The following is a 20,051-nucleotide window of genomic DNA, read 5'->3' on the forward strand; positions in this document are numbered from 1 at the left end:
GGGGTGCGGCTTACGCCGCCGAGTGGGTGGAGGCTGCCTGGGCGGCCTCTCGGGCGGAGGCCGCGTCGTCGGCGGCCAGGGCTGCCTCGGCGATGCGGCGGGCATCGTCGAGAGAGTGGGTGAGCAGGGTGGCGCGCACGTCGGCGAGGGCGGTGGGGGCCATCGACAGCGTGGTGGCGCCGAGACCGACCAGCACGACGGCGAGCAGCGGGTCGGCCGCCGCCTCGCCGCAGATGCCGACGGGCTTGCCGTTCGTGCGGCCTGCGGCCCCGACCTCGCGGATGAGGCGGAGGACGGCCGGATGCCACGGGTCCTGGAACGACGCGACCGAACCGAGCAGGCGGTCTGCGGCGAGCGTGTACTGCGTCAGGTCGTTGGTGCCGATCGAGGCGAAGTCCGCGATCTGCAGGATGCGGTCGGCGAGCAGTGCGGAGGAAGGCACCTCGACCATCACGCCGGTGGTCTTCAGGCCGTAGTCCTTGGCCAGGGCGGTGAAGTAGCGCGTCTCCTCGACGGTCGAGACCATCGGCGCCATGACCCAGAGGTCGGCCGGACCCGCCTCGGACGCCCGGGTCGCGGCATCCGCCTCCGCCAGGGCGGTGAGCTGCTCGCGCAGGATGTCCTCGCTCGCGCGGAGGGCGCGCAGCCCCCGCAGGCCCAGCGCCGGGTTCTCTTCGTGCGCGTCGTTGAGGAAGGGCAGCGGCTTGTCGGCGCCGGCGTCGAGCACGCGCACGACGACCTTCTTGCCGGGGAAAGCGCTCAGCAGTTCGATGTAGGCGGCGCGCTGCTCTTCGACGGTGGGCGCGGAGCTCGAGCTGAGGAAGAGGAACTCGGTGCGGAACAGACCCACGCCCTCGGCGCCGAGCTCGACGGCCTCGGCCGCACCGCCGGGCTTGCCGAGGTTCGCCAGCAGGGGGACCTTCGTGCCGTCCGAGAGGGCGCCGTCGGTGATCGGAGCGGATGCCGCGGTCCTGCGGGCGTCGGCGCGGTTCTGCGCGCGGGCGAGGTCGTCGTCGGTGGGATCGACGGTGACGACGCCGGCCGCAGCGTCGACGATGACGCTCTGTCCGTCGACGAGGTCTTTCGCGCCGGCCGCGCCGACGACCGCGACGATCGACTTCTCGCGGGCGAGGATGGCAGTGTGCGAGGTGGGGCCGCCCTCGGTGGTGACCAGGGCGAGCACCTTGTCGAGATCGAGCAGAGCGGTATCGGCGGGAGCGAGGTCCTTGGCGACGAGCACGAAGGGGTGGCCGGGATCCGGGATGCCGGGAGCCGCGACGCCCCGCAGGCGCGCGATGACCCGCTGGGCGACGTCGTCGAGGTCCGCTGCGCGCTCACCCAGATAGCCGCCGAGGGCCACGAGCTGCTCGCGGAAGGAGGCGAAGGCGTCGTGCACGGCGAACTCACCGGTCTTGCCAGCGGCCAGGCGGCTGTCGACCTCGGCCTCGAGCGTGGGGTCTTCGGCGATCATCGCCTGTGCCTCGAGCACGTCGCGCGCAGCTCCTCCGGCCTGGGCGCCGCGGGCCTCGAGCTCGCGGGCGACGGCGCCGATGGCCTCGCGCACGCGCGCCGTCTCGTCTTCGACGCTCAGATCGCTCTTCGCGTCCTTGGGTGCGGGCAGAGGCTCGGCCATGCGCGCGATGGGTCCCTGGGCGACGCCCAGGCCGATTCCGACTCCACGGAGTTCCGTCATGGTGCTGTGTTTCCTTTACTCGGCGTCGTGGTCGGTGGTCAGAAGCTCCGCGAGGCGCTCCAGCATCGCTTCGGCGGTGTCGCCGTCGGCGGTGAGGGTCACGTAGTCGCCCTGCTCGAGACCGAGCGCGATGATTCCGAGGATGCTCGCGGCGTTGACGGGGGTGCCGGCGTCTTTGGCGAGGGTCACGGGGATACCGGAGTCTCTCGCCGCCTGCGCGAAGAGCTTCGCGGGGCGCGCGTGCAGGCCGTGCGTCGATCCGATACGGACGGTGCGGGTCAAGTGGGGCATGGTGTCCTCTCCGTCGTTTTCAGATCGTGTCCGCGGGCTGGCGGGAACGCAGGGCGTCCTCGACCAGGGCGAGGGTTCGGGCGCCGCTGTGGTCGGTGAAGACATCGTCGGGAAGCAGCACCACGCTCACGCCGCGGGGCGTGGCCTGGAGGCGGATGTCCTCGAGTTCGAGGGCCAGGTGCGGACCCACCAGCACGATGTCGGCCGCGTCCAGGTCGATCGGGAGGGATTGCGAGGTTCCCGCCGATGCGGAGTAGTCCAGGCCCTTCTCGTGGGCAGCGCGACGGACGCGTTGCGCCACGAACGTGCTCGACGCACCCGCTCCACACACCACGAGGATCTTCATCGACCGGCCTTTCTTCCTCTCGATTTTCCGCACCCCGCTCACAGCGGACAACCAGGTTCGTTTCCCACCCCCCGGAACGCGGATGCCGTGACCCCGCCACCGTGCGCGTGCACATCCCCGCGCCCGGCGGGGGAGGGCGTGAAAGGATGGGGGAATCGCCGCTCACCGGTGCGGCGCGGAGGACGGATCGTGACGACGAAAGCTCGCCAAGACCGCCTGCTGGCCCTGTTGCTGCGGGACGGGGAATGGTCGACCGCGGCCTCGCTCGCCGACTCCCTCGGGGTGACTCCGCGCAGCATCCGCTCCTACGTCACGGCCATCAACGCTCGTGTCGCCGGCGGTGCGGCGGTCGAGTCCGGCCCCCTCGGCTATCGCGCCGGGGCCGAGGCGGCCGCAGCGCTGCGCGCCCTCACCGGAACGGATACCGGTACCCCGCGCGACCGCTTGCACACTCTCGTGCGCCGTTTGCTGGACTCCGCCGACGGCATCGAGGTCTTCGACACCGCCGATGCCCTCCACGTCAGCGCGGCGACCCTCGAGGCCGACCTGTCCCGTGTCCGCGGGCTGCTGGGGGGCACCGAGTTGACCCTCGAGCGCTCGGCATCCACCGCTCGTCTCCGGGGAACCGAGGTCGCTCAGCGTCGCCTGTTGTCGAAGCTCGCCCACGACGAGATGGACGCCGGGCTGTTCGACCTCGACGCCCTGCGCCGCACGCTCGGTGAGCAGTCGGTCGGAGCGCGCGCCTTCGGTCCGTTCAAGGCCGAGCTCGTCGCCGAGCTCGGGGCGCTCGGCTACTACGTCAACGAGATCGGCATCGGCGACGTCGTGATGCACATCGCGATCGCCGCCGACCGCACCACCCGCGACCGCGCCCTCGGCTCGCCGGGCGGCGACTCCTCGGACGCGGCGGCCGCGGTGGTCGACGTGCTCGACCGGCTCACTCGAAAGCACATCGGCGTCCAGCTCGGCTCGGGCGATCTGCGGCACCTCGCGACGCTCGTGCTGACGCGCATCGTCGCCCCGGGATCGCCGGGCGGCGACGACGTGCGCTCCCGCCTCGACCCGTCGGTCGAGGCGGCCGTGCGGCGGGTCGTCGAGAACGCGGCATCCGAATTCCTCGTCGACATCGCTCACGACGACTTCATCCTGCGCCTGGCCCTGCACGTGCAGAATCTGCTGCATCGCGCGCGTGAGCAGGCCTGGTCGCGCAATCCGCTGACGCGGTCGCTGAAGTCGACGTACCCGATGATCTTCGATGTCGCGGTGTACATCGCGAAGGGGCTGCAGGACGGTCTCGGCATCCCGATCCTCGACGACGAGATCGCCTACATCGCCATGCACGTCGGCGGCCGGCTCGAGCGCAGTCGCCGGGCCGACCAGCTGCTGACGGCGACGATCGTCTGCCCCGGGTACTACGAGCTGCACGAGCTGCTGCGCTCGAGCGTCGACCGCTCGCTCGGTCAGGCCATCGAAGTCGTGGGCGTCGAGACGCGCATCGACCCGGCCTGGGACGCGATCGACACCGATCTCGTGCTCACGACCATCGATCCGCCGCGGCCGGGGGATCGGTTCGTGCGCATCCAGCCGTTCCTCACCGGCGCCGACGTGGAGCGGGTCCAGGCCGCGGCCGGGCGCATCCGTCGCGGTCGTCGTCTCGCCCGACTGCGGGCCGAGCTCGAGGGGTACTTCGCGCCCGAGGCCTTCGTGCGGGGGCTGGATGCCGCCGAGGGCGAGGCCGGCGTCATCCGACGCCTCGGTCGGATGCTGGTGGAGCAGGGCGTCATCGACGACGCCTACGTCGCCCGGGCGGTGGAGCGCGAGGCGATCTCGTCGACGGCGTTCACCGACGCCCTCGCCGTGCCGCACGCGATGGGCATGACCGCGACCCGGACCCGCATCGCGATCGGCATCGCCGACCCCTCGATCGCGTGGGGCGAGGGCCGCGTGCAGGTGGTGGCGCTCGTGGCCTTCAGCGAGACCGATCGCGAGGCGTTCCAGACGGTGTTCGAGCAGTTCGTCGAGGTCTTCAGCGAGCGCGACAGCGTGCAGCGCATCGTTCGCCGCGGCACAGACTTCGCGGCGTTCCTGGACGAACTGGTCGCCGTGATCGACGGCTGACGCGCCCGCGCGGCGCGGCTGCGGTCGAAGCGGTGCGGCCGCCCTTACGGGGCGGGAAATGTGCACCGGGGCGGTTCTCGGCCGCCCCAGTGCACATGTCCCGCCCCGATGCGGGCGCCCGGCGGCGCTCAGCGTGGGGGCGTGATCCCGAAGGCGCGGAGGCGTCGGCCCAGTGTCGCGGCGTCTCGGATGTCATCCCACCCCCACCGGGCGAAGCGTCTGTTCGTGCTGCCTCGGATCCAGTCCTCCCTCTGCTTCTCACGGTCGACGACCTCGAACGGCGACCGTCCCTCCGCCGCGGCGAGTTCTCGATATTTCGTCTTCCCGTCGAACTCGCCCCAGGCGTCGACGTCGTCGAGACCGAAATCGACCCAGAAGGTGCCCCCGTGCGGCCCGGGCACGGGGACCTGGAGCGCCGGGGGCGCGAAGCCGAGATCGAGCAGTCGCAGTCGACTGACGCTTTCGCCCGGGAGCTGGGCACGGCCGTCCGCGAGGCGAAGAAGACGCTCGGCCGTACGCCGGTTGCGTGTGACACGGGCGGCCCACCCGAGGGCGTCCTCCCGAAAGAGCGTCGCCGCGGTCTCGTCGTACGAGCCCGGCGGGTGGAAGGCGCGTCGTCGCAGCGCCGCGTCGGCGACACTCAGCGCGACGTCACGCGTCTCGCTCCGCGCGACATCGGCGACGGTGCGCGCGAGCGGCGTGCACCGCAAGCCGTTCACGTCGACGGAGCTCGCCTCGTGGAGGTCACGGTGCCGGACGACATCCGCGGACGCGCCGGGTCGATCGTCGGCGGTCAGGAGGTGGATCTTGCCGTCGTCTCGCAGGCAGGGAAGCCCCTGGATGGCGGCGGCGGTCACGCCGCAGAACGTCGGCCGCGAGCGAGACACGAGCGCGAGCGCCCTCGCCCGAAGCACGATTCTCTGTTCCGGGCGGGTGAGGTGAGCGATGTCGGCCGCCCGGGCATACACGCCGCGGCGGACGGCGGCGAGGGAGCCCGATTCGAGTTCGCGCCGCACTCGCCGGGAACCCCACCCCAGCTCGTCGAGCTGCGTGCGACGGACGAGCGGCACCGTGAGCTCCGTTGTCATCCGCCCACGATGATGGATCGCACGTCACACCGCCGCCGCTCGAGCCCCCGTTGTGGACAGATCGAGCTCGATCGCCGTACGGGAGGATCGCCCCGACACCGCTACCGGGGCGGGAGATGTGCACCGGGGCGGTCGAAAGTCGCCCCGATGCACATTCTGCGCCCCGGGACCCCGGTTCACATCCCGATCGCGGCGAACTCGGGGGCGGTGATCGTGGGGGCGGCCACGCCGAGCAGGCGCTCGATCGCATCGGCGGCTCGAGGGGCGGCCCGGCCGTCGCCGTAGAGAAGCTGAGCGCGGGACATCTCACGATGCCGAGCGGGGTCGTCGAGCAGGGCCGACAGCTCCGCCACGACCCTCTCGCGTCGAGTGCCGATGAGACGGGCGGCTCCGGCATCCACGCCCTCTGCGCGTTCGGTCGTGTCGCGCACGACGAGAGCGGGGATGCCGAGCGCGGGCGCCTCCTCCTGCACGCCGCCCGAGTCGGTGACGACGCAGTGCGCGCGCGCCAGCAACCGACCGAACTGGGCGTACGGCAGGGGCTCGCACAGCACGACGCGATCGGTGTCGCCGGCGGCCGCGCGCACCTCGTCCCGCACACGCGGGTTGGGGTGGAGCGGCAGCACGGCGACCACGTCTGACCGCGCCGCCACGGTCTCGGCGACGGCAGCCACGACGCGGGCGAGCGGCCCGCCCCACGACTCGCGTCGGTGCACGGTGACGAGCACGATGCGGTTCCCCCCGTCGACGAGGCCCTCCATCGCGGGGTCGTCGAAGCGTTGCGGGTGGGTCTTCTGCCGGTGCAGCGCGTCGATACCGGTGTTCCCGGTGACGACGATGGCGTCGTTCGCGATCCCCTCGGCGCGGAGATGGGCTGCGGCGCTCTCCGTGGGCGCGAGGTGGAGGGAGGCCAGCGGCGCGATGAGGCGACGATTGCCCTCCTCCGGGAACGGGGAGCGCAGGTCACCCGAGCGCAGCCCCGCCTCGAGGTGGATGACGCGTGCTCCGGCGTAATACGCGGCGACCGCTGCGAGCGCGGCACTGGCGGTGTCTCCCTGCACGATGACGGCATCCGGAGCGTGTTGCTCCCACCGCGCCGCGAGTGCGGAGAAGATCGCCGAAGAGGTCTGCGCGAGCGTGCTGCCGCGGCGGAAGACATCGAGGTCGGCGTCGGGACGGATGCCGAAGGAGGCGTTGATCTGATCGGTCATCTCCCGGTGCTGCCCCGTCACCGCGACGGTGGTCCGCAGCGAGTCGCGTGCGCGCAGTTCCGCCACGAGTGGGGCGCATTTGACCGCCTCCGGGCGGGTTCCATAGACGATCTCGACGTGGGGCGGTGTCATCGGCGGACCTTCCGGGAGCGGCGCGTGCGCAGATCCCTGCGCAGGACAGCGGGAGAGGGGGTGATCGGCGTCGCGGTGTACGCGCGGGGCTGCCGCAGCGCGATGATCAACAGCAGAGCGATCGCTGCCCCGAACCCGAGGAGCACGAACACCGAACCGATGTAGCGGTGCACGAGGTCGAAGCCCTCGCGCCCGTACTGCGTGTAGGCCCACGCGGCGGAGACGAAGCGGACGATGTTGCACGTCGAGGCGAGCGACGCGGCGGCGGTGAGGCCGACGAGGACGCGACCGATGCGCGCGCGGGTGATCACGACCGCCGCGGCGGCCAGGACGAGCAGCGGAACGATGAGCACCATCGTCGAACAGAGGGTGGTGATGTCGAGGCCGACGAGCTCGGGCGTCCCGATGCCGAAGTAGACGACGGGGCCCGCGGCCGCCGCCCGACCGGGTGTGATCGGGTCGAGCGCCCAGCGGGTCAGGGCCGCCTCCGTCGTTCGTACGCGGGTCTCGTTCGCGACAAGGAGGACCGCGGCGAGCAAGAGCGGCAGCGCGAGAGCCGCCCGGGTGGTCATGAACGAGGCGCCGAAGCGCCCGAGCGAGGTGGTGCTCATACCTCCACCGCCCGCAGCAGTCGATCTGCGTCTGCGTTGCGCCGGGTCTTCGTCCAGCCGTTTCGCCGGGTGAGCAGGCGCCCCAGCGCCCGCGCGACGCAGACATAGCTCTGGTACATGTACAGCCAATACCCGAGGCCCCAGAGCAGTCCCTTCCACAGCGGGTGTCGCTCTTCTCGTCGGGTGTACACGATCGGCCACAGGGCGAAGGGAAGGATGCCGGTGGCCACCCAGAGCGGCAGGATCCACGCGGATTGCCACGCCCATGACAGGAAGCCGCCGGGAGCCAGTGCCCCCGTCACGATCATCGCGATGGCGACCGACGGCCACACGATCAGCCCCAGGAGCTGGATGTAGGGGATGGCCAGGAAATAGGCGGCTTCGAAGGCGCCCGCGTTCGTGAAGGAACGCGAACCGAAGATGCGCGGAATGTAGCGTCCGCATTGCATCCCGCCCTGACACCAGCGCGTGCGCTGCGTGAGCAGGCGGCGTGCGGAGGGAAGGGCCTCTTGCGACACGTACGTGTCGTGGACGTAGACGGTGCGGTAGCCGGCGAGCATGATGCGCAAGCCCACCTCGTAATCCTCGAGCAGGGCGTCTCCCCACGGTTCGCCGGTGTCGAGGGACGCCGCGCGCAGCGCGCTCAACCGGGTGAATTGGCCGTTGCCCCCGAGCCCGACCGACACGGTACGCATCCGGAGGATCTGCATCGCAGCGATCGTCGTGCGGAACTCGATGTCCTGCATGCGGATGAGGGAGCGCGCCCACGCCGAGGCGAGACGACCCCGCCCGGGTGAGGGGGAGGGGTCGTCCCTGTTGCTCATCCGCACCGCGACCTGCAGAGCCCCGACGAGGGGGTCTCCGAAAGCGGCAGGGCCGGCCGCTTGACGCAGGGCATCAGGGGCGAGGTCTCCGTCGGCATCGACGACGACCACGATCGTCCGGTCGTCGTCGGCGGCCCGTGCCCGCTCCCGGGAGCGCCAGGCGTCGAGCTGCACGAAGGCGGCGTTCAACGCCGCCCCTTTGCCGGACCGGGCATCGGGGAGCGTGCGGAGGACGGGATGGATGAACGAGTCCGCCCCGGCGGCACGGGCGATGAGCTCACCCGTGCCGTCGGTGCTGGCGTCGTCGATCATCCACAGATGGATCTGCGGAAACCGCTCGCGCATCCTCGTCATCGTCGCCTCGACGACGGCCGCTTCGTCCCGGCAGGGGAGGAAGGCGTGCCATTCGAAAGGGGCGGTGTCTCCCTCCGCCGCGCGCGGTCGTCGCAGGAACGGGACCACGATCAGCGTCGTGTAGGTGAGGAACATCACCAGGAACACGAAGGAGAGGGCGTAGAGGATGTCGAGGGGTGTCATCGCCGGCCACGGGCTTCCCCGAAACGGTGAGGTGACGGCGTCTGGACGCGCAGACGGTAAGCGCGCCACAGCACGAGCACTCCGACGGCGATCATGATCGCCGCGACGATCACGAGCGCTGCCAGGGGCACGGTGAGACCGGTGACGGCGAGAACCCCGGCGGCGCCGCCGCCGACTCCACGATTCACGTACATCGGGACGCTCTTCAGCTGCGTGCCGTGGCGACGGCGCGCAGGGTGCGGCGCCGGATGACGACCGCGGCCACCAGCAAGGCTGCGACACCCAGCATGCCCCCCGCGATCGACAGCGACTCGGCGCCGGCGACGGGAACGGCGAGTCTGCCGGCGTTGGGGCCGACGGTGGCGCTGGCGAGATCGACGCGCGCGAGCGATCCACCGGGGAGATAGCCGATGCGCAGCGCCGTCTGAGTGAACGACCCGTCCGCGTTGTGCTCCTGAACGTTGACCGGCAGCTGAATCAGCACGGTGAGCGCGGTTGCCAAGGGGGCGACCACGTTGTTCGTGAGACCGTTCAGCACCGGGTTGATGACCCCCTCGGCGACGCTGAGGGCGGCGCTGAGGGGAGCTCCGACGAACCCGAGCTGACCGGCTCTGGTCCGGACGGCGTCGAGAATGCTCGCCACCTGATCGGTGATCTTCTTCGCGACGGCGGTCGGGATGTACGACACGAGGTCGGTCCCCGGCGGCAGATCGTTGACGTCGGCGACGCCGGCCGCGGCCAGCACGTCGTCGAGCGTGACTTCGACCGTGCCCCCGGCGAACGGGTTCGACAGGCTCACGCCGAAACCGCCCGCCACGGCGAGCAGCGTGTCGATCGCCGGGCTGATGACGCCCACAGCGGTGTTCACGAGCGTGCCGTCGACCTCGAAGGTCGTGTCGGCCAGCACGTACTGGCCCGTCTGCGTCCCGTCGGCGGCCTGCTGCGCAGAGGCGGCGAGTGTCCCGAAGTGGGCGGTCAGACCCACGAGCTGGTTGGCCCCGCCGACGGTGAGGGTAGCCGTGTCGTTCGCACTCGGCGACCCGACGTTCGACGGGGTGACGGTGCCGACGCCGATGAGGCTCGGTGCCGCGGACACCGCGCCCGAGAAGGCGGAGGAGCTCCCGTCGTCGCGTGCTTGCGCATACTGGCCCACCGCACCGAGGCGCAGGATGCCGTTGTCGCCGAAGAGAGTGTTCGACCCGCTGCTGAGCTGCAACAGCCCGGCGAGGGCTTCGGCGTCCAGGGGCTGATCGGTCGTGACGTCGCCGCTGCCGTCGGGATTCACGGCCGTCGCCCCGCGCAGGGCGAGGACGGCGTCGGTGACGTTCGTTCCCGCGATGCTCACGTCGACGAGACGTCCGTTCGCCTGCGAGACGACGTCGGCGGCGTGGGCCGCCGTGGCGGGGATGACGAGGGCAGTGGCCAGGGCGCCCACGGCCGCGAAGCGCGCCACGCGCGCGGTGCGGGTGTGCGGATGTGTGCTGTGCAATTGCGTACCTGCTTGTCTCTCGGGTCGGGTCCGCGAAGAGGGCGTCGGTGACGGCGTGCGGACGCAGAGCAACCTATGAGTGGGGGCGGTACGCGGCATCCGTACCCGACACGGAATTCGGCGCAGAGGGGACGCGGAATTCGCGAGAAATGTACGGATACGAGTACGTAAGCGTGGACAACTAACGCAATCAGTGTGAGAAGAATGAGACCTAGGAAACACCGGGGAACCAATGGAGGACCGGCGGATTGTGAGGGGGAGCAGTCATGAACAAGGAGTTGATCTGGGGGCGGGATGAGCCCCTGCGTCGCGCGATGTGGGCGCTGGATCACCGGCGGAACGTCCTCATCACCGGAGGACGCGGTGCGGGCAGAACGCGGATTCTGAGTGCGCTGACGACGACCATGTCCACACCGTCGGTGCGTGTACGCCAGCGTCCGGGGGGATGATCTCCGTCTTCGACAGCGCGGGCGCCGCCGCCGTGGTCGAGGAGGCCCGTGTTCCCGCGATGGTGGCGGACCTGGTCGCCGACGAGACGACGATCCTCGTCGATGACCTGGATCGCTTTCCCGCCGGCCTCATCGAGACGCTCATCGGTGCGGTTCTGCATCACGGAGCGACATTCGTCGCCATCACGTGCCCCGCGGTCGTCGCCTCCGCCGTCGATCGGCGGCTGGCTGCCGCGCTGAAGACGCTGTGCGAACACCCGCGCACGGTGAGCGTGATGATCGAGCCGCTCAGCCTGGCGGATTCGACGCGTCTGAGCGACTCGCTGCGCACGCGACATTTCGGGAGCGAGCCCGGCGATGACGTGTGGAACTCCGCTCTGCACCGGCTCACCGGCGGCAACCCCGCGTTGATCGAGAAAACCGTGGAGTTCGCTGCCGCCGCGCATCGACTGGACGCCCTGATGCCGCTGGACCCGGCGTGCGATCCGCTCACGGGCCGGATCGTGGACATCGCACAGGACATGATCGCTTCCCTCACGAGCGACGAGTTGTGCGTGCTGAGCGTGATCCGCGAACTCGGACCGACGCCGTTGCGGTATCTTCGCGTGGCCGTGACGGCGGGCGCGTTGGCGACCCTGCGGGATTGCGGTCTGCTCTCCGCGTCCACCGACACGTTCAACATCGCCGCGTGCGAGATCGCGGCCCGCGTGGCGGCTGACCGCCTGGGACGGGCGGAGATCGAGGGATGCCGGGGGCGGGTGGCGGCGGGCCTGCTGGGGCTGGCCACGTCGGGAACTCGTCTCGGTATCCGAGCCGTCACCTTCTGCGCCCGATATGCGCCCGAACCCGGTGACGAGTGTGGAATCGCGACGCTTCAGCAGCTGCGTGACTCGGCGGCGCTGGCGGTGGCCCGATCATCGCGACCCGCCGATGCGATCCGTATGGCCGGGTTGGTGCTCGACCGTCCCGGGCCGGTCCCGGTGCGTTCGCGCGTGGCGCTCGCCCTGGCATACGACGCCGTGGGACGCGGTGCGGATGCCGATGTCCTCCTGGCCGATGTTCCCCCGCCCGCCGACCCGGAGGAGGCGACCCTCCTCGTCCGCGCGCTGGTGAACAGGCTCGTCGTGATCGAGGACGGAGGAGCACAGGCTCGTGAGCGTCTGAGCGTCATCTCCGAGTGGCTCGGCGACGATCCCTCCTGGGGAACCATCGCCGAGAGCGCGATGACGATGTTCCGCATCTTGAGCGATCCGACCGTCGAACCGCTCGAGATGCAGATCCCGGCCGCCCGGCCCGGTGCGGACGCGGACGCCGTCGCGTATCGGGATGCCAATGTCGCGGTCCTGTCGGCCCTGCGGGGAAACGGGGGCGCGGCCATCGCTCTGATGGAGCTTCGGCGACAACGCCATGGGCTCGACGCGGAACCGCGCCTCGACATCTACCAGCGCCACGTCCTCACGTCGATCATGCTGCAGCACGATCTGCCGGCGGTGCGGGCGTCGCTTCGTCGTCGCATGCTCACTGCTCGCTGCGTGGACCGCCAGGACGACCTGACGGTGCTGGCCATCCTCGACGCGGCGCTCCACGCCCGCCTCGGCGATGCCGACGGCATCTTCGGGAGCCTGAGCTGCCTGAGGCTCGCCCCCTCGGCGAACACCCGCGTGTGGACCGATCTGTTGCTCGCCGTGGGGTACGCGATGGTCGGTGATGTCATCAACGCCAGCGCTGCCCTCGCGCGCGCCGAAGCCGTGCCGAGCACGTGGGCCGGGCGGGCGTACGGGCTGGCGCGCACGGTCACCCACGTCCTGATCGATGTCATCGCCGGCCGCTCCCACCTGGCGTTGCACCGGATCGGCCTGGAGCTTCCTCTCGCCGAGCGCCATGCGCCGGTGTTCCTCCCCACGATGCTCGAGCTCGCTCTTCGCGCGGGAATGCGGCCGTCGGACCTGCTCTCGCGCGCCACCGGGTACGCGCGGCGATTCGATCTTCCCGCGCTCACGGCCCTGATCGAACAGGTTCGCGAGACGCTCGGCGAACCCTCGGTCCGGTCACTCGACAGGCTCACGGCGCGCGAGCGCGAGGTCGTGCTCCTGGCGGCGTCGGGTCACACGAACGCGGTGATCGCCGAACGCCTGCACCTGTCGATCCGCACGGTCGAGTCGCACCTGCATCACGCGCGGACGAGGCTGGGCATGAGTCGCTCCGAGCGGTTCGAGGTCGTGACCAGAGCGGCTCCGCGGCGAGTCTTCGCGGTTTGATCCCGCGCACCGTTCCTCGACGGGCGCGGGATCAGAGAGGGTCACCGTCGTGACGCGAGCAGCTCGTCGGCACCGGCGCGCAGCGCCTCGAGCCGACGGCGCGCCTTCTTCGCCGACGACCCGCGAACGTCGAGGTACAGCTTGAGCTTCGGCTCGGTGCCGCTCGGGCGCACGATGAGCCGCGACCCGTCGTCGAGCCACAGGCGCAGTACGTCGCCGGGGGGGAACCCGTCGACCCCGCGGAGCAGGTCGTCGACGTGCGACACCGCGATCTCGCCGACGACGGCGGGCGGCTGGGCGCGAAGGGACGCCATGATCCCGGCGATCTCGCTCACATCGGTCACGCGCACCGAGATCTGGTCGCTGGCGAACGCGCCGAACGTCTCACGGAACTCCTGCAGCAGGTCGGCGATCGTGCGCCCCTGGCCGCGTGCGTCCGCCGCCATCTCGAGCAGCGCGACGGCGGCCGAGATGCCGTCCTTGTCGCGCACCGTACCCGGGTTCACGAGGTACCCCAGAGCCTCCTCGAAGCCGAACACCATTCCCGGAGCCCGCGAGATCCACTTGAACCCCGTGAGGGTCGAGTGGAAGTCGAGACCGTAGTGCTCGGCGACCGCCTGGAGCCCCGGTGACGACACCAGAGAGCAGGCGAGGGATGCCGGCACCCCGGCCGAGGCGTCGGGCGCCGCCGCCGCAGCACGGGCTGCGCGCCACCCCAGCAGCAGACCGATCTCGTTGCCGCTCAACCGGCGCCATCCGCCCTCGGTCTCGGCATCCGGGATCGCGACGGCGAGGCGGTCGGCATCCGGATCGTTCGCGATGACCAGCTCGGCGTCGGACACCCGCGCCGTCTCGAACGCGAGGTCCATCGCGCCGGGTTCCTCGGGATTGGGGAAGGCCACCGTCGGGAAGCGTCCGTCGGGGTGGATCTGCGCCTCGACGAGCACCGGCGCGGGGTATCCGGCCTGCGTCAGCACGCGCGAGAACGTCTCCCATCCCACGCCGTGCATGGCGGTGTACACCCAGTTCAGGCCTTCGGCTCCGGCCGGGGCGGGAGCCACCGCCGCCGTCGCGGCGACGTAGGCCTCGACGACGGACTCCGGGGCGTTGGCGTACCCCACCGATCGGGGGAGGGTCGTGATGTTCCCCTCGTCGGCGATCCGCTGAATGTGCGCCGCGATCTCGGCATCCGCCGGCGCGACGATCTGCGCCCCCTGGTCGTCGCCGCCGAGGTAGACCTTGTAGCCGTTGTCGTCGGGCGGGTTGTGGCTCGCGGTGACCATGACACCGGCGTCGGCGCCCAGGTGGCGCACCGCGAAGGCCAGCACCGGCGTCGGCAGCAGGCGGGGGAGCAGGATCGCATTCAGTCCCGCTCCGGCGAAGATCTCGACCGAGTCGCGCGCGAAGACGTCGGAATTGCGGCGTCCGTCGTAACCCACCACGACGGTCGGCGTCGCGCCGGAGGAGCGTTCGATCAGGTACGCCGCGAAGCCCGCGGCGGCCTGTGCCACGAGCACGCGGTTCATCCGGTTGGAGCCGGCGCCGAGCGTTCCCCGGAGCCCCGCCGTGCCGAACGCCAGGCGCGTGGAGAAGCGGTCGTCCAGGTCGGCCGAGGCCTCGGCATCCCCCGTCTCGACCCGCGAGATGAGGTCGGTGAGCTCACCGCGGGTCTCGGCATCCGGGTCCTGGGCGAGCCAGGCGCGGGCCGCGTCGAGAACGGAGCTCACAAGGCGCCGATCACGCGGGCGAGGAGCGCCGAGATGACGGGTTCGGCCTCGCGGCCGGCTTCGAGCACCTCTTCGTGGCTGAGCGGCGTCTGCTGGATGCCGGCGGCGAGGTTCGTGATGAGCGAGAAGCCGAGGATCTCCATGCCTGCCTGGCGCGCGGCGATGGCCTCGAGGGCGGTCGACATCCCCACGATGTGTCCGCCGATGGTCTTGGCCATCTGCACCTCGGCGGGGGTCTCGTAGTGGGGCCCGCGGAACTGGGTATACACGCCCTCATCGAGGGTCGGGTCGATCGAGCGAGCGACATCCCGCAGGCGCTTCGAGTACAGGTCGGTCAGATCGATGAAGGTCGCGCCCTCGAGCGGCGAGTCGGCGGTGAGGTTGATGTGGTCGCTGATGAGCACGGGCTGGCCCGGCTTCCACGTCTCGCGGATGCCGCCGGCGCCGTTCGTCAGGATCATCGTGGTCGCGCCCGTCGCTGCCGCGGTGCGCACGCTGTGCACGACCCGTCGGACGCCGTGGCCCTCGTAGTAGTGCGTGCGAGCGCCGATGACGAGGACGTTCTTCCCGCCCGGGGTGCGGACGCTGCGGAGCGTGCCGACGTGCCCCTCGAGAGCGGGCTTGCTGAAGCCGGTGACCTCGGTGGCCGGGAACGACGCCGTCTCGTCGCCGATGAGTTCGGCGGCGCGGCCCCAGCCCGACCCGAGGGTCACGGCGATGTCGTGGTGCTCGACGCCCGAGAGGCGGGCGATGTCGGCCGCTGCGGCCGTGGCGACCTCGAACGGGTCGACCGCCGGGTCGTCGAGCGGGTGAGAAGTGCTGTTGGACATTCCCCCACTCTAGAAACTGCGGAGCCCGCGGGCCAGACGGCACACGCCCGTGTTCAGCGTGTCGGGTGAGCCTGAGCGGCGCATCGGCATCCGCCCAGCGCTGACAGAATGGATGCCATGGTGCAGAGCTTCGAGCGCAAGCAGTCCGTCGCTATCGTCGGCGGAGGCCCCGGCGGGTACGAGGCCGCTCTGTCGGCGGCTCAGCTCGGCGCCGACGTGACACTCGTCGAGCGCGCCGGTGTGGGCGGCTCGGCCGTCATCACCGACGTCGTGCCGTCGAAGACCCTCATCGCCACGGCCGACGCGGCCGTCGCCATCCGCAACGCCAGCAGCCTCGGCGTGCAGCTGTTCGCCAAGGACGACCGGGGCAAGCCCCTGACCCCCGAGGTCGCGATCAACCTCGCCGCCGTCAATCAGCGTCTGCTGTCCCTCGCCCGGCAGCAGTCCGACGACATGCGCGCCTCGCTCCTCGAAGCGGGCGTCCGCATCATCTCGGGCCACGGCCGACTCGATGGCAACGGCGCCGTCGTCGTCTCGACCGAGGCCGGCGGCACGGATTTCGATCGCATCGAGGCCGAGACCCTCGTCGTCTCGGTCGGTGCCTCGCCCCGGGAGCTTCCCTCGGCCCAGCCCGACGGCGAGCGCGTCCTCACGTGGACGCAGCTCTACAACATGAAGTCGGTTCCGTCGCACCTCATCGTGGTCGGCTCGGGTGTCACGGGGGCGGAGTTCGCCTCCGCTTACATGAACCTGGGCGCCAAGGTCACGCTCGTGTCGAGCCGCGACCAGGTGCTCCCCGGTGAGGATCAGGATGCCGCGGCCGTCCTCGAACGCGTCTTCCAGCGCGGCGGCATGACGCTGCTGTCGAAGGCGCGGGCCGATTCGGTCGTGAACACCGGCGACGGGGTGGTCGTCACCCTCGCCGACGGACGCACGATCGAGGGCAGCCACTGCCTCATGGCGGTCGGCTCGATCCCCAACACCGCCGGCCTCGGTCTGGAGCAGGCGGGCGTGCAGATGACCCCGTCGGGTCACATCCGCGTCAACCGCGTCGCGCGCACCTCGGTGCCCAACATCTACGCCGCGGGCGACTGCACGAACTTCTACCCCCTGGCATCCGTCGCGTCGATGCAGGGGCGCCAGGCGATCTTCCACGCGCTGGGCGACATCGTCATCCCGCTCGAGACCCGCCGCATCACGGCCAACATCTTCACGGCGCCCGAGATCGCCACGGTGGGCTTCAGCGAGCAGGACGTCACCGAGGGCCGTATCGCCGGCGTGGTGCGCAAGCTCCCGCTGTCGGCGAACCCGCGCGCGAAGATGCAGGGCATCACCGACGGCTTCGTCAAGCTCATCGCCCGCGAGGGCAGCGGCACCGTGATGGGCGGCGTGATCGTCGGGCCCAAGGCGTCGGAGCTCATCTACCCGATCGCGATCGCCGTCGAGCGTCGTCTCACGGTCGATCAGGTCGCGCGCGTGTTCGCGGTGTACCCCTCGCTCACCTCGAGCATCACCGACGCCGCCCGCGCCATGCACATCGTCGACCGCGACGACCCCGGCGAGGACTGAGCGTTCCGGATGCCGCGGCATCCGTCGCCCGGTCGCTGTCGCGCGGGTTTCGGTGACGCATAAACGCTTTCTGCGCCTGGAAACGCGTGCTGCTCGCGTTTATGCGTGTGGATCGCGTTTATGCGTGGGTGGGGCGCGCGGGGAGGACTCGGCGTTCCGGATGCCGTGGGCTCGCGGCATCCGTCGCCCGGGTTTCGTCCCGCGGGGTGTGGTCGACGCATAAACGCTTTCTGCGCGTGGAAACGCGTGGTGCTCGCGTTTATGCGTGTGGATCGCGTTTATGCGTGGGTGGGGCGCGCGGGGAGGACGGCGGAGACGAACGACGGCGCCGCGCCCCCGAGGGAGCGCGGCGCCGGTCGATCGGAACGCGACGTCAGCTGATCAGCAGCAACTGATGGCCGGCGGCGACGGTGGTGCCGGCCGACGCATCGATGCTCGCGACGGTGCCGTCCTTGTGGGCCTGGAGCGGCTGCTCCATCTTCATGGCCTCGAGCACGACCACCAGGTCGCCCTTGACGACCTGCTGACCCTCTTCGACGGCCACCTTGACGATCGTCGCCTGCATGGGGGACTTGACCGCGTCGCCGGTGGCGCCGGCGGCGGGCGAGGCCCCGTGCGAACGGCGCGTCGGGGGAGCGGCGGCCGGGCGACCGACCTGGGGAGCCGCGGCCGTGATCCGGTCGGGCAGGCTCACCTCGAGACGCTTGCCGGCCACCTCGACGACCACGGTGTGGCGGCCGGCGGCAGCGGCGGGAGCCTCGAGCTCGCCGTCCCACGCGGGGATGTCGTTGACGAACTCGGTCTCGATCCAGCGGGTGAAGACGCCGAACTCGCCGGTCTCGGCGGTGAAGGCGGGGTCGCGAACGACCTTGCGGTGGAAGGGCAGCACGGTCGGCATGCCGGCCACCTCGAACTCGTCGAGGGCGCGGCGCGCACGCTCGAGGGCCTCTGCGCGATCACGACCGGTGACGATGATCTTCGCCAACAGCGAGTCGAAGGCGCCCGAGACGCTGTCACCGGCGGTCACGCCGGAGTCGAGGCGGATGCCGGGGCCGCCGAACGTCTTGAAGACGTGGATGGGGCCGGGCTGGGGGAGGAAGTTCCGGCCCGGGTCCTCGCCGTTGATGCGGAACTCGATCGAGTGACCGACGGGGGCGGGGTCGTCGTAGCCGAGTTCCTCGCCCTCGGCGATGCGGAACTGCTCGCGCACGAGGTCGATGCCCGTGACCTCTTCGGACACCGGGTGCTCGACCTGCAGACGCGTGTTGACCTCGAGGAAGGAGATGGTTCCATCGGCGCCGATGAGGAACTCGCAGGTGCCCGCACCGACGTAGCCGACCTCTGTGAGGATGGCCTTGGATGCCGCATAGAGCACGGCGTTCTGGTCGTCGGTGAGGAACGGGGCGGGGGCTTCCTCGACGAGCTTCTGGTGGCGGCGCTGCAGCGAGCAGTCGCGGGTCGAGACGACGACGACGTTTCCCGCGGCATCGGCGAGGCACTGGGTCTCGACGTGGCGCGGTTTGTCGAGGTACTTCTCGACGAAGCACTCGCCGCGCCCGAAGGCGGCCACGGCCTCGCGCGTGGCCGACTCGAACATCTCGGCGACCTCGTCGAGCTCGCGGGCGACCTTGAGGCCGCGTCCGCCACCGCCGTAGGCGGCCTTGATGGCGATGGGCAGGCCCACCTGCTCGGCGAACGCGATGACCTCGTCGGCTCCCGACACGGGCCCGGGGGTTCCGGGGGCCAGCGGTGCACCGACCTTCTCGGCGACGTGGCGAGCGGTCACCTTGTCGCCGAGGGCCTCGATGGCATCGGGCGAGGGGCCGATCCACACGAGACCGGCACCGATCACGGCGCGGGCGAAGTCGGCGTTCTCGGCGAGGAAGCCGTAGCCGGGGTGGACGGCGTCGGCGCCGGAGCGGCGGGCGACCGAGAGGATCTTCTCGATCGACAGGTAGGTGTCGGCACTCGTCGACCCGTCGAGGGCGTACGCCTCGTCAGCGAGACGGGTGTGCAGGGCGTCACGGTCCTGATCGGCGTAGACGGCGACGGAAGCCTTCCCCGAATCACGGGCGGCGCGGATGACTCGGACGGCGATCTCGCCGCGGTTGGCGACAAGGACCTTGGCGATCTTCGGCATCCTCCCAGCCTATCGAGGGGGCACCCCCGGCTTTTGACCCTCCTCGACAAGAAACGCCGAAAAACGTGTGGGGGAGTCTACGAACGGTTCCACAGTGCGGTCCACGAACCGCCGAGCTCGCGGACGAGGCCCCGGACGGTCGACAGCGACATCCCGACCACCGTGGAGGGGTCGCCCTCGACACGCTCGATGAAGGCGCCTCCGAGGCTGTCGACGGTGAAGGCCCCCGCCACGAGCAGCGGTTCGCCGCTGGCGACGTAGGCGGCGATCTCGTCCTCGTCGACGTCGCCGGCGAAGGTCACCGAGGCCTCCGCCACGGCGTGCGCCTCGCGCGGTGCGCTGCCGGGGGACAGGCGGAACACGCTGTGACCGGAGTGCAGCACGCCCGTGCGCCCGCGCATGTCGAGCCAGCGGGCGGTGGCGGCTTCCGGCGTGTAGGGCTTGCCGAGGATCTCGTCGCCGAGCGCGAACATCGAGTCGCCCCCGATGACGAATCCGTCGAAGTCCGGCTCCTCCGCGTACAGTCGGCGCGCGACGTCTTCGGCCTTGCGGCGAGCGAGCAGCAGCACGTGCTCCGCCGCGGGAAGCCGCCGCCCCTCGGCGGCCTCGACCGCGGCGACCGCGGCCTCTTCGTCGACCCGAGGCGCGCGCGCTTCGGGCTCGATCCCCGCCTGCCGCAGCAGCATCAGACGGGCCGGAGAGGTGGATGCCAGACACACGCGCATGCGACAACGCTAC

Annotated in this window: 16 protein-coding genes; 3 read left to right on the forward strand and 13 right to left on the reverse strand. The window is 70.8% G+C overall.

Annotation, left to right across the window (positions count from 1 at the left end; all coding sequences use genetic code 11):
* Positions 1-10: 10 nt before the first annotated feature.
* From ptsP to NE358_RS03910, 3 genes are read right to left on the reverse strand one after another with little or no spacing between them, the layout of a single operon-like run.
* The gene (ptsP, locus tag NE358_RS03900; RefSeq protein WP_116238543.1) at positions 11-1,693 is read right to left on the reverse strand and encodes a phosphoenolpyruvate--protein phosphotransferase; all 1,683 of its coding nucleotides are present in this window, start codon (positions 1,691-1,693) and stop codon (positions 11-13) included.
* 15 nt (positions 1,694-1,708) lie between these two features.
* Complete coding sequence (locus tag NE358_RS03905) at positions 1,709-1,984, reverse strand: HPr family phosphocarrier protein (RefSeq protein ID WP_289941679.1); 276 nt, start codon at positions 1,982-1,984, stop codon at positions 1,709-1,711.
* A 19-nt stretch (positions 1,985-2,003) separates the two neighbouring features.
* Positions 2,004-2,330 carry a PTS sugar transporter subunit IIB gene (locus NE358_RS03910; RefSeq protein ID WP_103206546.1) on the reverse strand — a complete coding sequence of 109 codons (327 nt, stop codon included), beginning with the start codon at positions 2,328-2,330 and terminating at the stop codon, positions 2,004-2,006.
* Positions 2,331-2,519: 189 nt separating this feature from the next.
* On the opposite strand from NE358_RS03910, the gene NE358_RS03915 reads away from it, so the two are divergent.
* Positions 2,520-4,448, forward strand: a complete 1,929-nt coding sequence (locus tag NE358_RS03915; RefSeq protein WP_289941681.1) for a BglG family transcription antiterminator — start codon at positions 2,520-2,522, stop codon at positions 4,446-4,448.
* 128 nt (positions 4,449-4,576) lie between these two features.
* Here NE358_RS03915 and NE358_RS03920 read toward each other — a convergent pair whose 3' ends face one another.
* The 6 genes from NE358_RS03920 to NE358_RS03945 form a co-directional block, all read right to left on the reverse strand.
* A complete protein-coding gene (locus tag NE358_RS03920) occupies positions 4,577-5,536 on the reverse strand; it encodes a hypothetical protein (protein WP_141375329.1) in 960 nt (319 codons plus the stop codon).
* A 176-nt stretch (positions 5,537-5,712) separates the two neighbouring features.
* A complete protein-coding gene (wecB, locus tag NE358_RS03925) occupies positions 5,713-6,879 on the reverse strand; it encodes a non-hydrolyzing UDP-N-acetylglucosamine 2-epimerase (RefSeq protein ID WP_289941685.1) in 1,167 nt (388 codons plus the stop codon).
* Complete coding sequence (gene xrtS, locus NE358_RS03930) at positions 6,876-7,490, reverse strand: exosortase S (protein ID WP_289941687.1); 615 nt, start codon at positions 7,488-7,490, stop codon at positions 6,876-6,878. The genes wecB and xrtS overlap by 4 nt, the downstream gene beginning before the upstream one ends.
* Positions 7,487-8,851, reverse strand: coding sequence for an XrtP-associated glycosyltransferase (locus tag NE358_RS03935; RefSeq protein ID WP_289941689.1), 1,365 nt, complete (start codon positions 8,849-8,851; stop codon positions 7,487-7,489). Before NE358_RS03935 ends, xrtS begins: the two co-directional genes overlap by 4 nt.
* Positions 8,848-9,045, reverse strand: a complete 198-nt coding sequence (locus tag NE358_RS03940; protein WP_103206541.1) for a hypothetical protein — start codon at positions 9,043-9,045, stop codon at positions 8,848-8,850. The genes NE358_RS03935 and NE358_RS03940 overlap by 4 nt, the downstream gene beginning before the upstream one ends.
* 11 nt (positions 9,046-9,056) lie before the next feature.
* Entirely contained in the window at positions 9,057-10,340 is a 1,284-nt protein-coding gene (locus tag NE358_RS03945; RefSeq protein WP_289941693.1) for a PVV-CTERM domain-containing choice-of-anchor G protein, read from the reverse strand.
* Positions 10,341-10,785: 445 nt separating this feature from the next.
* On the opposite strand from NE358_RS03945, the gene NE358_RS03950 reads away from it, so the two are divergent.
* Positions 10,786-13,047 (forward strand): helix-turn-helix transcriptional regulator, encoded by a 2,262-nt coding sequence (locus NE358_RS03950; protein WP_289941695.1) that lies wholly within the window; start codon positions 10,786-10,788, stop codon positions 13,045-13,047.
* A gap of 41 nt (positions 13,048-13,088) precedes the next feature.
* Here NE358_RS03950 and NE358_RS03955 read toward each other — a convergent pair whose 3' ends face one another.
* Both NE358_RS03955 and NE358_RS03960 read right to left on the reverse strand, forming a co-directional pair.
* Complete coding sequence (locus NE358_RS03955) at positions 13,089-14,774, reverse strand: phospho-sugar mutase (protein WP_289941697.1); 1,686 nt, start codon at positions 14,772-14,774, stop codon at positions 13,089-13,091.
* Positions 14,771-15,604, reverse strand: a complete 834-nt coding sequence (locus NE358_RS03960; protein ID WP_141375339.1) for a purine-nucleoside phosphorylase — start codon at positions 15,602-15,604, stop codon at positions 14,771-14,773. Before NE358_RS03960 ends, NE358_RS03955 begins: the two co-directional genes overlap by 4 nt.
* A gap of 117 nt (positions 15,605-15,721) precedes the next feature.
* On the opposite strand from NE358_RS03960, the gene NE358_RS03965 reads away from it, so the two are divergent.
* A complete protein-coding gene (locus NE358_RS03965) occupies positions 15,722-17,173 on the forward strand; it encodes an NAD(P)H-quinone dehydrogenase (protein WP_103206536.1) in 1,452 nt (483 codons plus the stop codon).
* A gap of 373 nt (positions 17,174-17,546) precedes the next feature.
* Here the strand turns inward: NE358_RS03965 and NE358_RS03970 are convergent, their stop codons facing one another.
* Positions 17,547-19,313 (reverse strand): ATP-binding protein, encoded by a 1,767-nt coding sequence (locus NE358_RS03970; RefSeq protein ID WP_289941703.1) that lies wholly within the window; start codon positions 19,311-19,313, stop codon positions 17,547-17,549.
* A 77-nt stretch (positions 19,314-19,390) separates the two neighbouring features.
* The gene (locus NE358_RS03975; protein ID WP_289941705.1) at positions 19,391-20,038 is read right to left on the reverse strand and encodes a Maf family protein; all 648 of its coding nucleotides are present in this window, start codon (positions 20,036-20,038) and stop codon (positions 19,391-19,393) included.
* Between the last annotated feature and the right edge of the window lie 13 nt (positions 20,039-20,051).

It is taken from the genome of Sphingomonas sp. G5 (assembly GCF_052660795.1).

Bases quoted from the DNA above. Each gene is read 5' to 3' on its own strand.
- ptsP (WP_116238543.1), bottom strand. From the start codon at position 1,693: ATGACGGAACTCCGTGGAGTCGGAATCGGCCTGGGCGTCGCCCAGGGA.
- NE358_RS03905 (WP_289941679.1), bottom strand. From the start codon at position 1,984: ATGCCCCACTTGACCCGCACCGTCCGTATCGGATCGACGCACGGCCTG.
- NE358_RS03910 (WP_103206546.1), bottom strand. From the start codon at position 2,330: ATGAAGATCCTCGTGGTGTGTGGAGCGGGTGCGTCGAGCACGTTCGTG.
- NE358_RS03920 (WP_141375329.1), bottom strand. From the start codon at position 5,536: ATGACAACGGAGCTCACGGTGCCGCTCGTCCGTCGCACGCAGCTCGAC.
- wecB (WP_289941685.1), bottom strand. From the start codon at position 6,879: ATGACACCGCCCCACGTCGAGATCGTCTATGGAACCCGCCCGGAGGCG.
- xrtS (WP_289941687.1), bottom strand. From the start codon at position 7,490: ATGAGCACCACCTCGCTCGGGCGCTTCGGCGCCTCGTTCATGACCACC.
- NE358_RS03935 (WP_289941689.1), bottom strand. From the start codon at position 8,851: ATGACACCCCTCGACATCCTCTACGCCCTCTCCTTCGTGTTCCTGGTG.
- NE358_RS03940 (WP_103206541.1), bottom strand. From the start codon at position 9,045: ATGTACGTGAATCGTGGAGTCGGCGGCGGCGCCGCCGGGGTTCTCGCC.
- NE358_RS03950 (WP_289941695.1), top strand. From the start codon at position 10,786: ATGATCTCCGTCTTCGACAGCGCGGGCGCCGCCGCCGTGGTCGAGGAG.
- NE358_RS03960 (WP_141375339.1), bottom strand. From the start codon at position 15,604: ATGTCCAACAGCACTTCTCACCCGCTCGACGACCCGGCGGTCGACCCG.
- NE358_RS03965 (WP_103206536.1), top strand. From the start codon at position 15,722: ATGGTGCAGAGCTTCGAGCGCAAGCAGTCCGTCGCTATCGTCGGCGGA.
- NE358_RS03970 (WP_289941703.1), bottom strand. From the start codon at position 19,313: ATGCCGAAGATCGCCAAGGTCCTTGTCGCCAACCGCGGCGAGATCGCC.
- NE358_RS03975 (WP_289941705.1), bottom strand. From the start codon at position 20,038: ATGCGCGTGTGTCTGGCATCCACCTCTCCGGCCCGTCTGATGCTGCTG.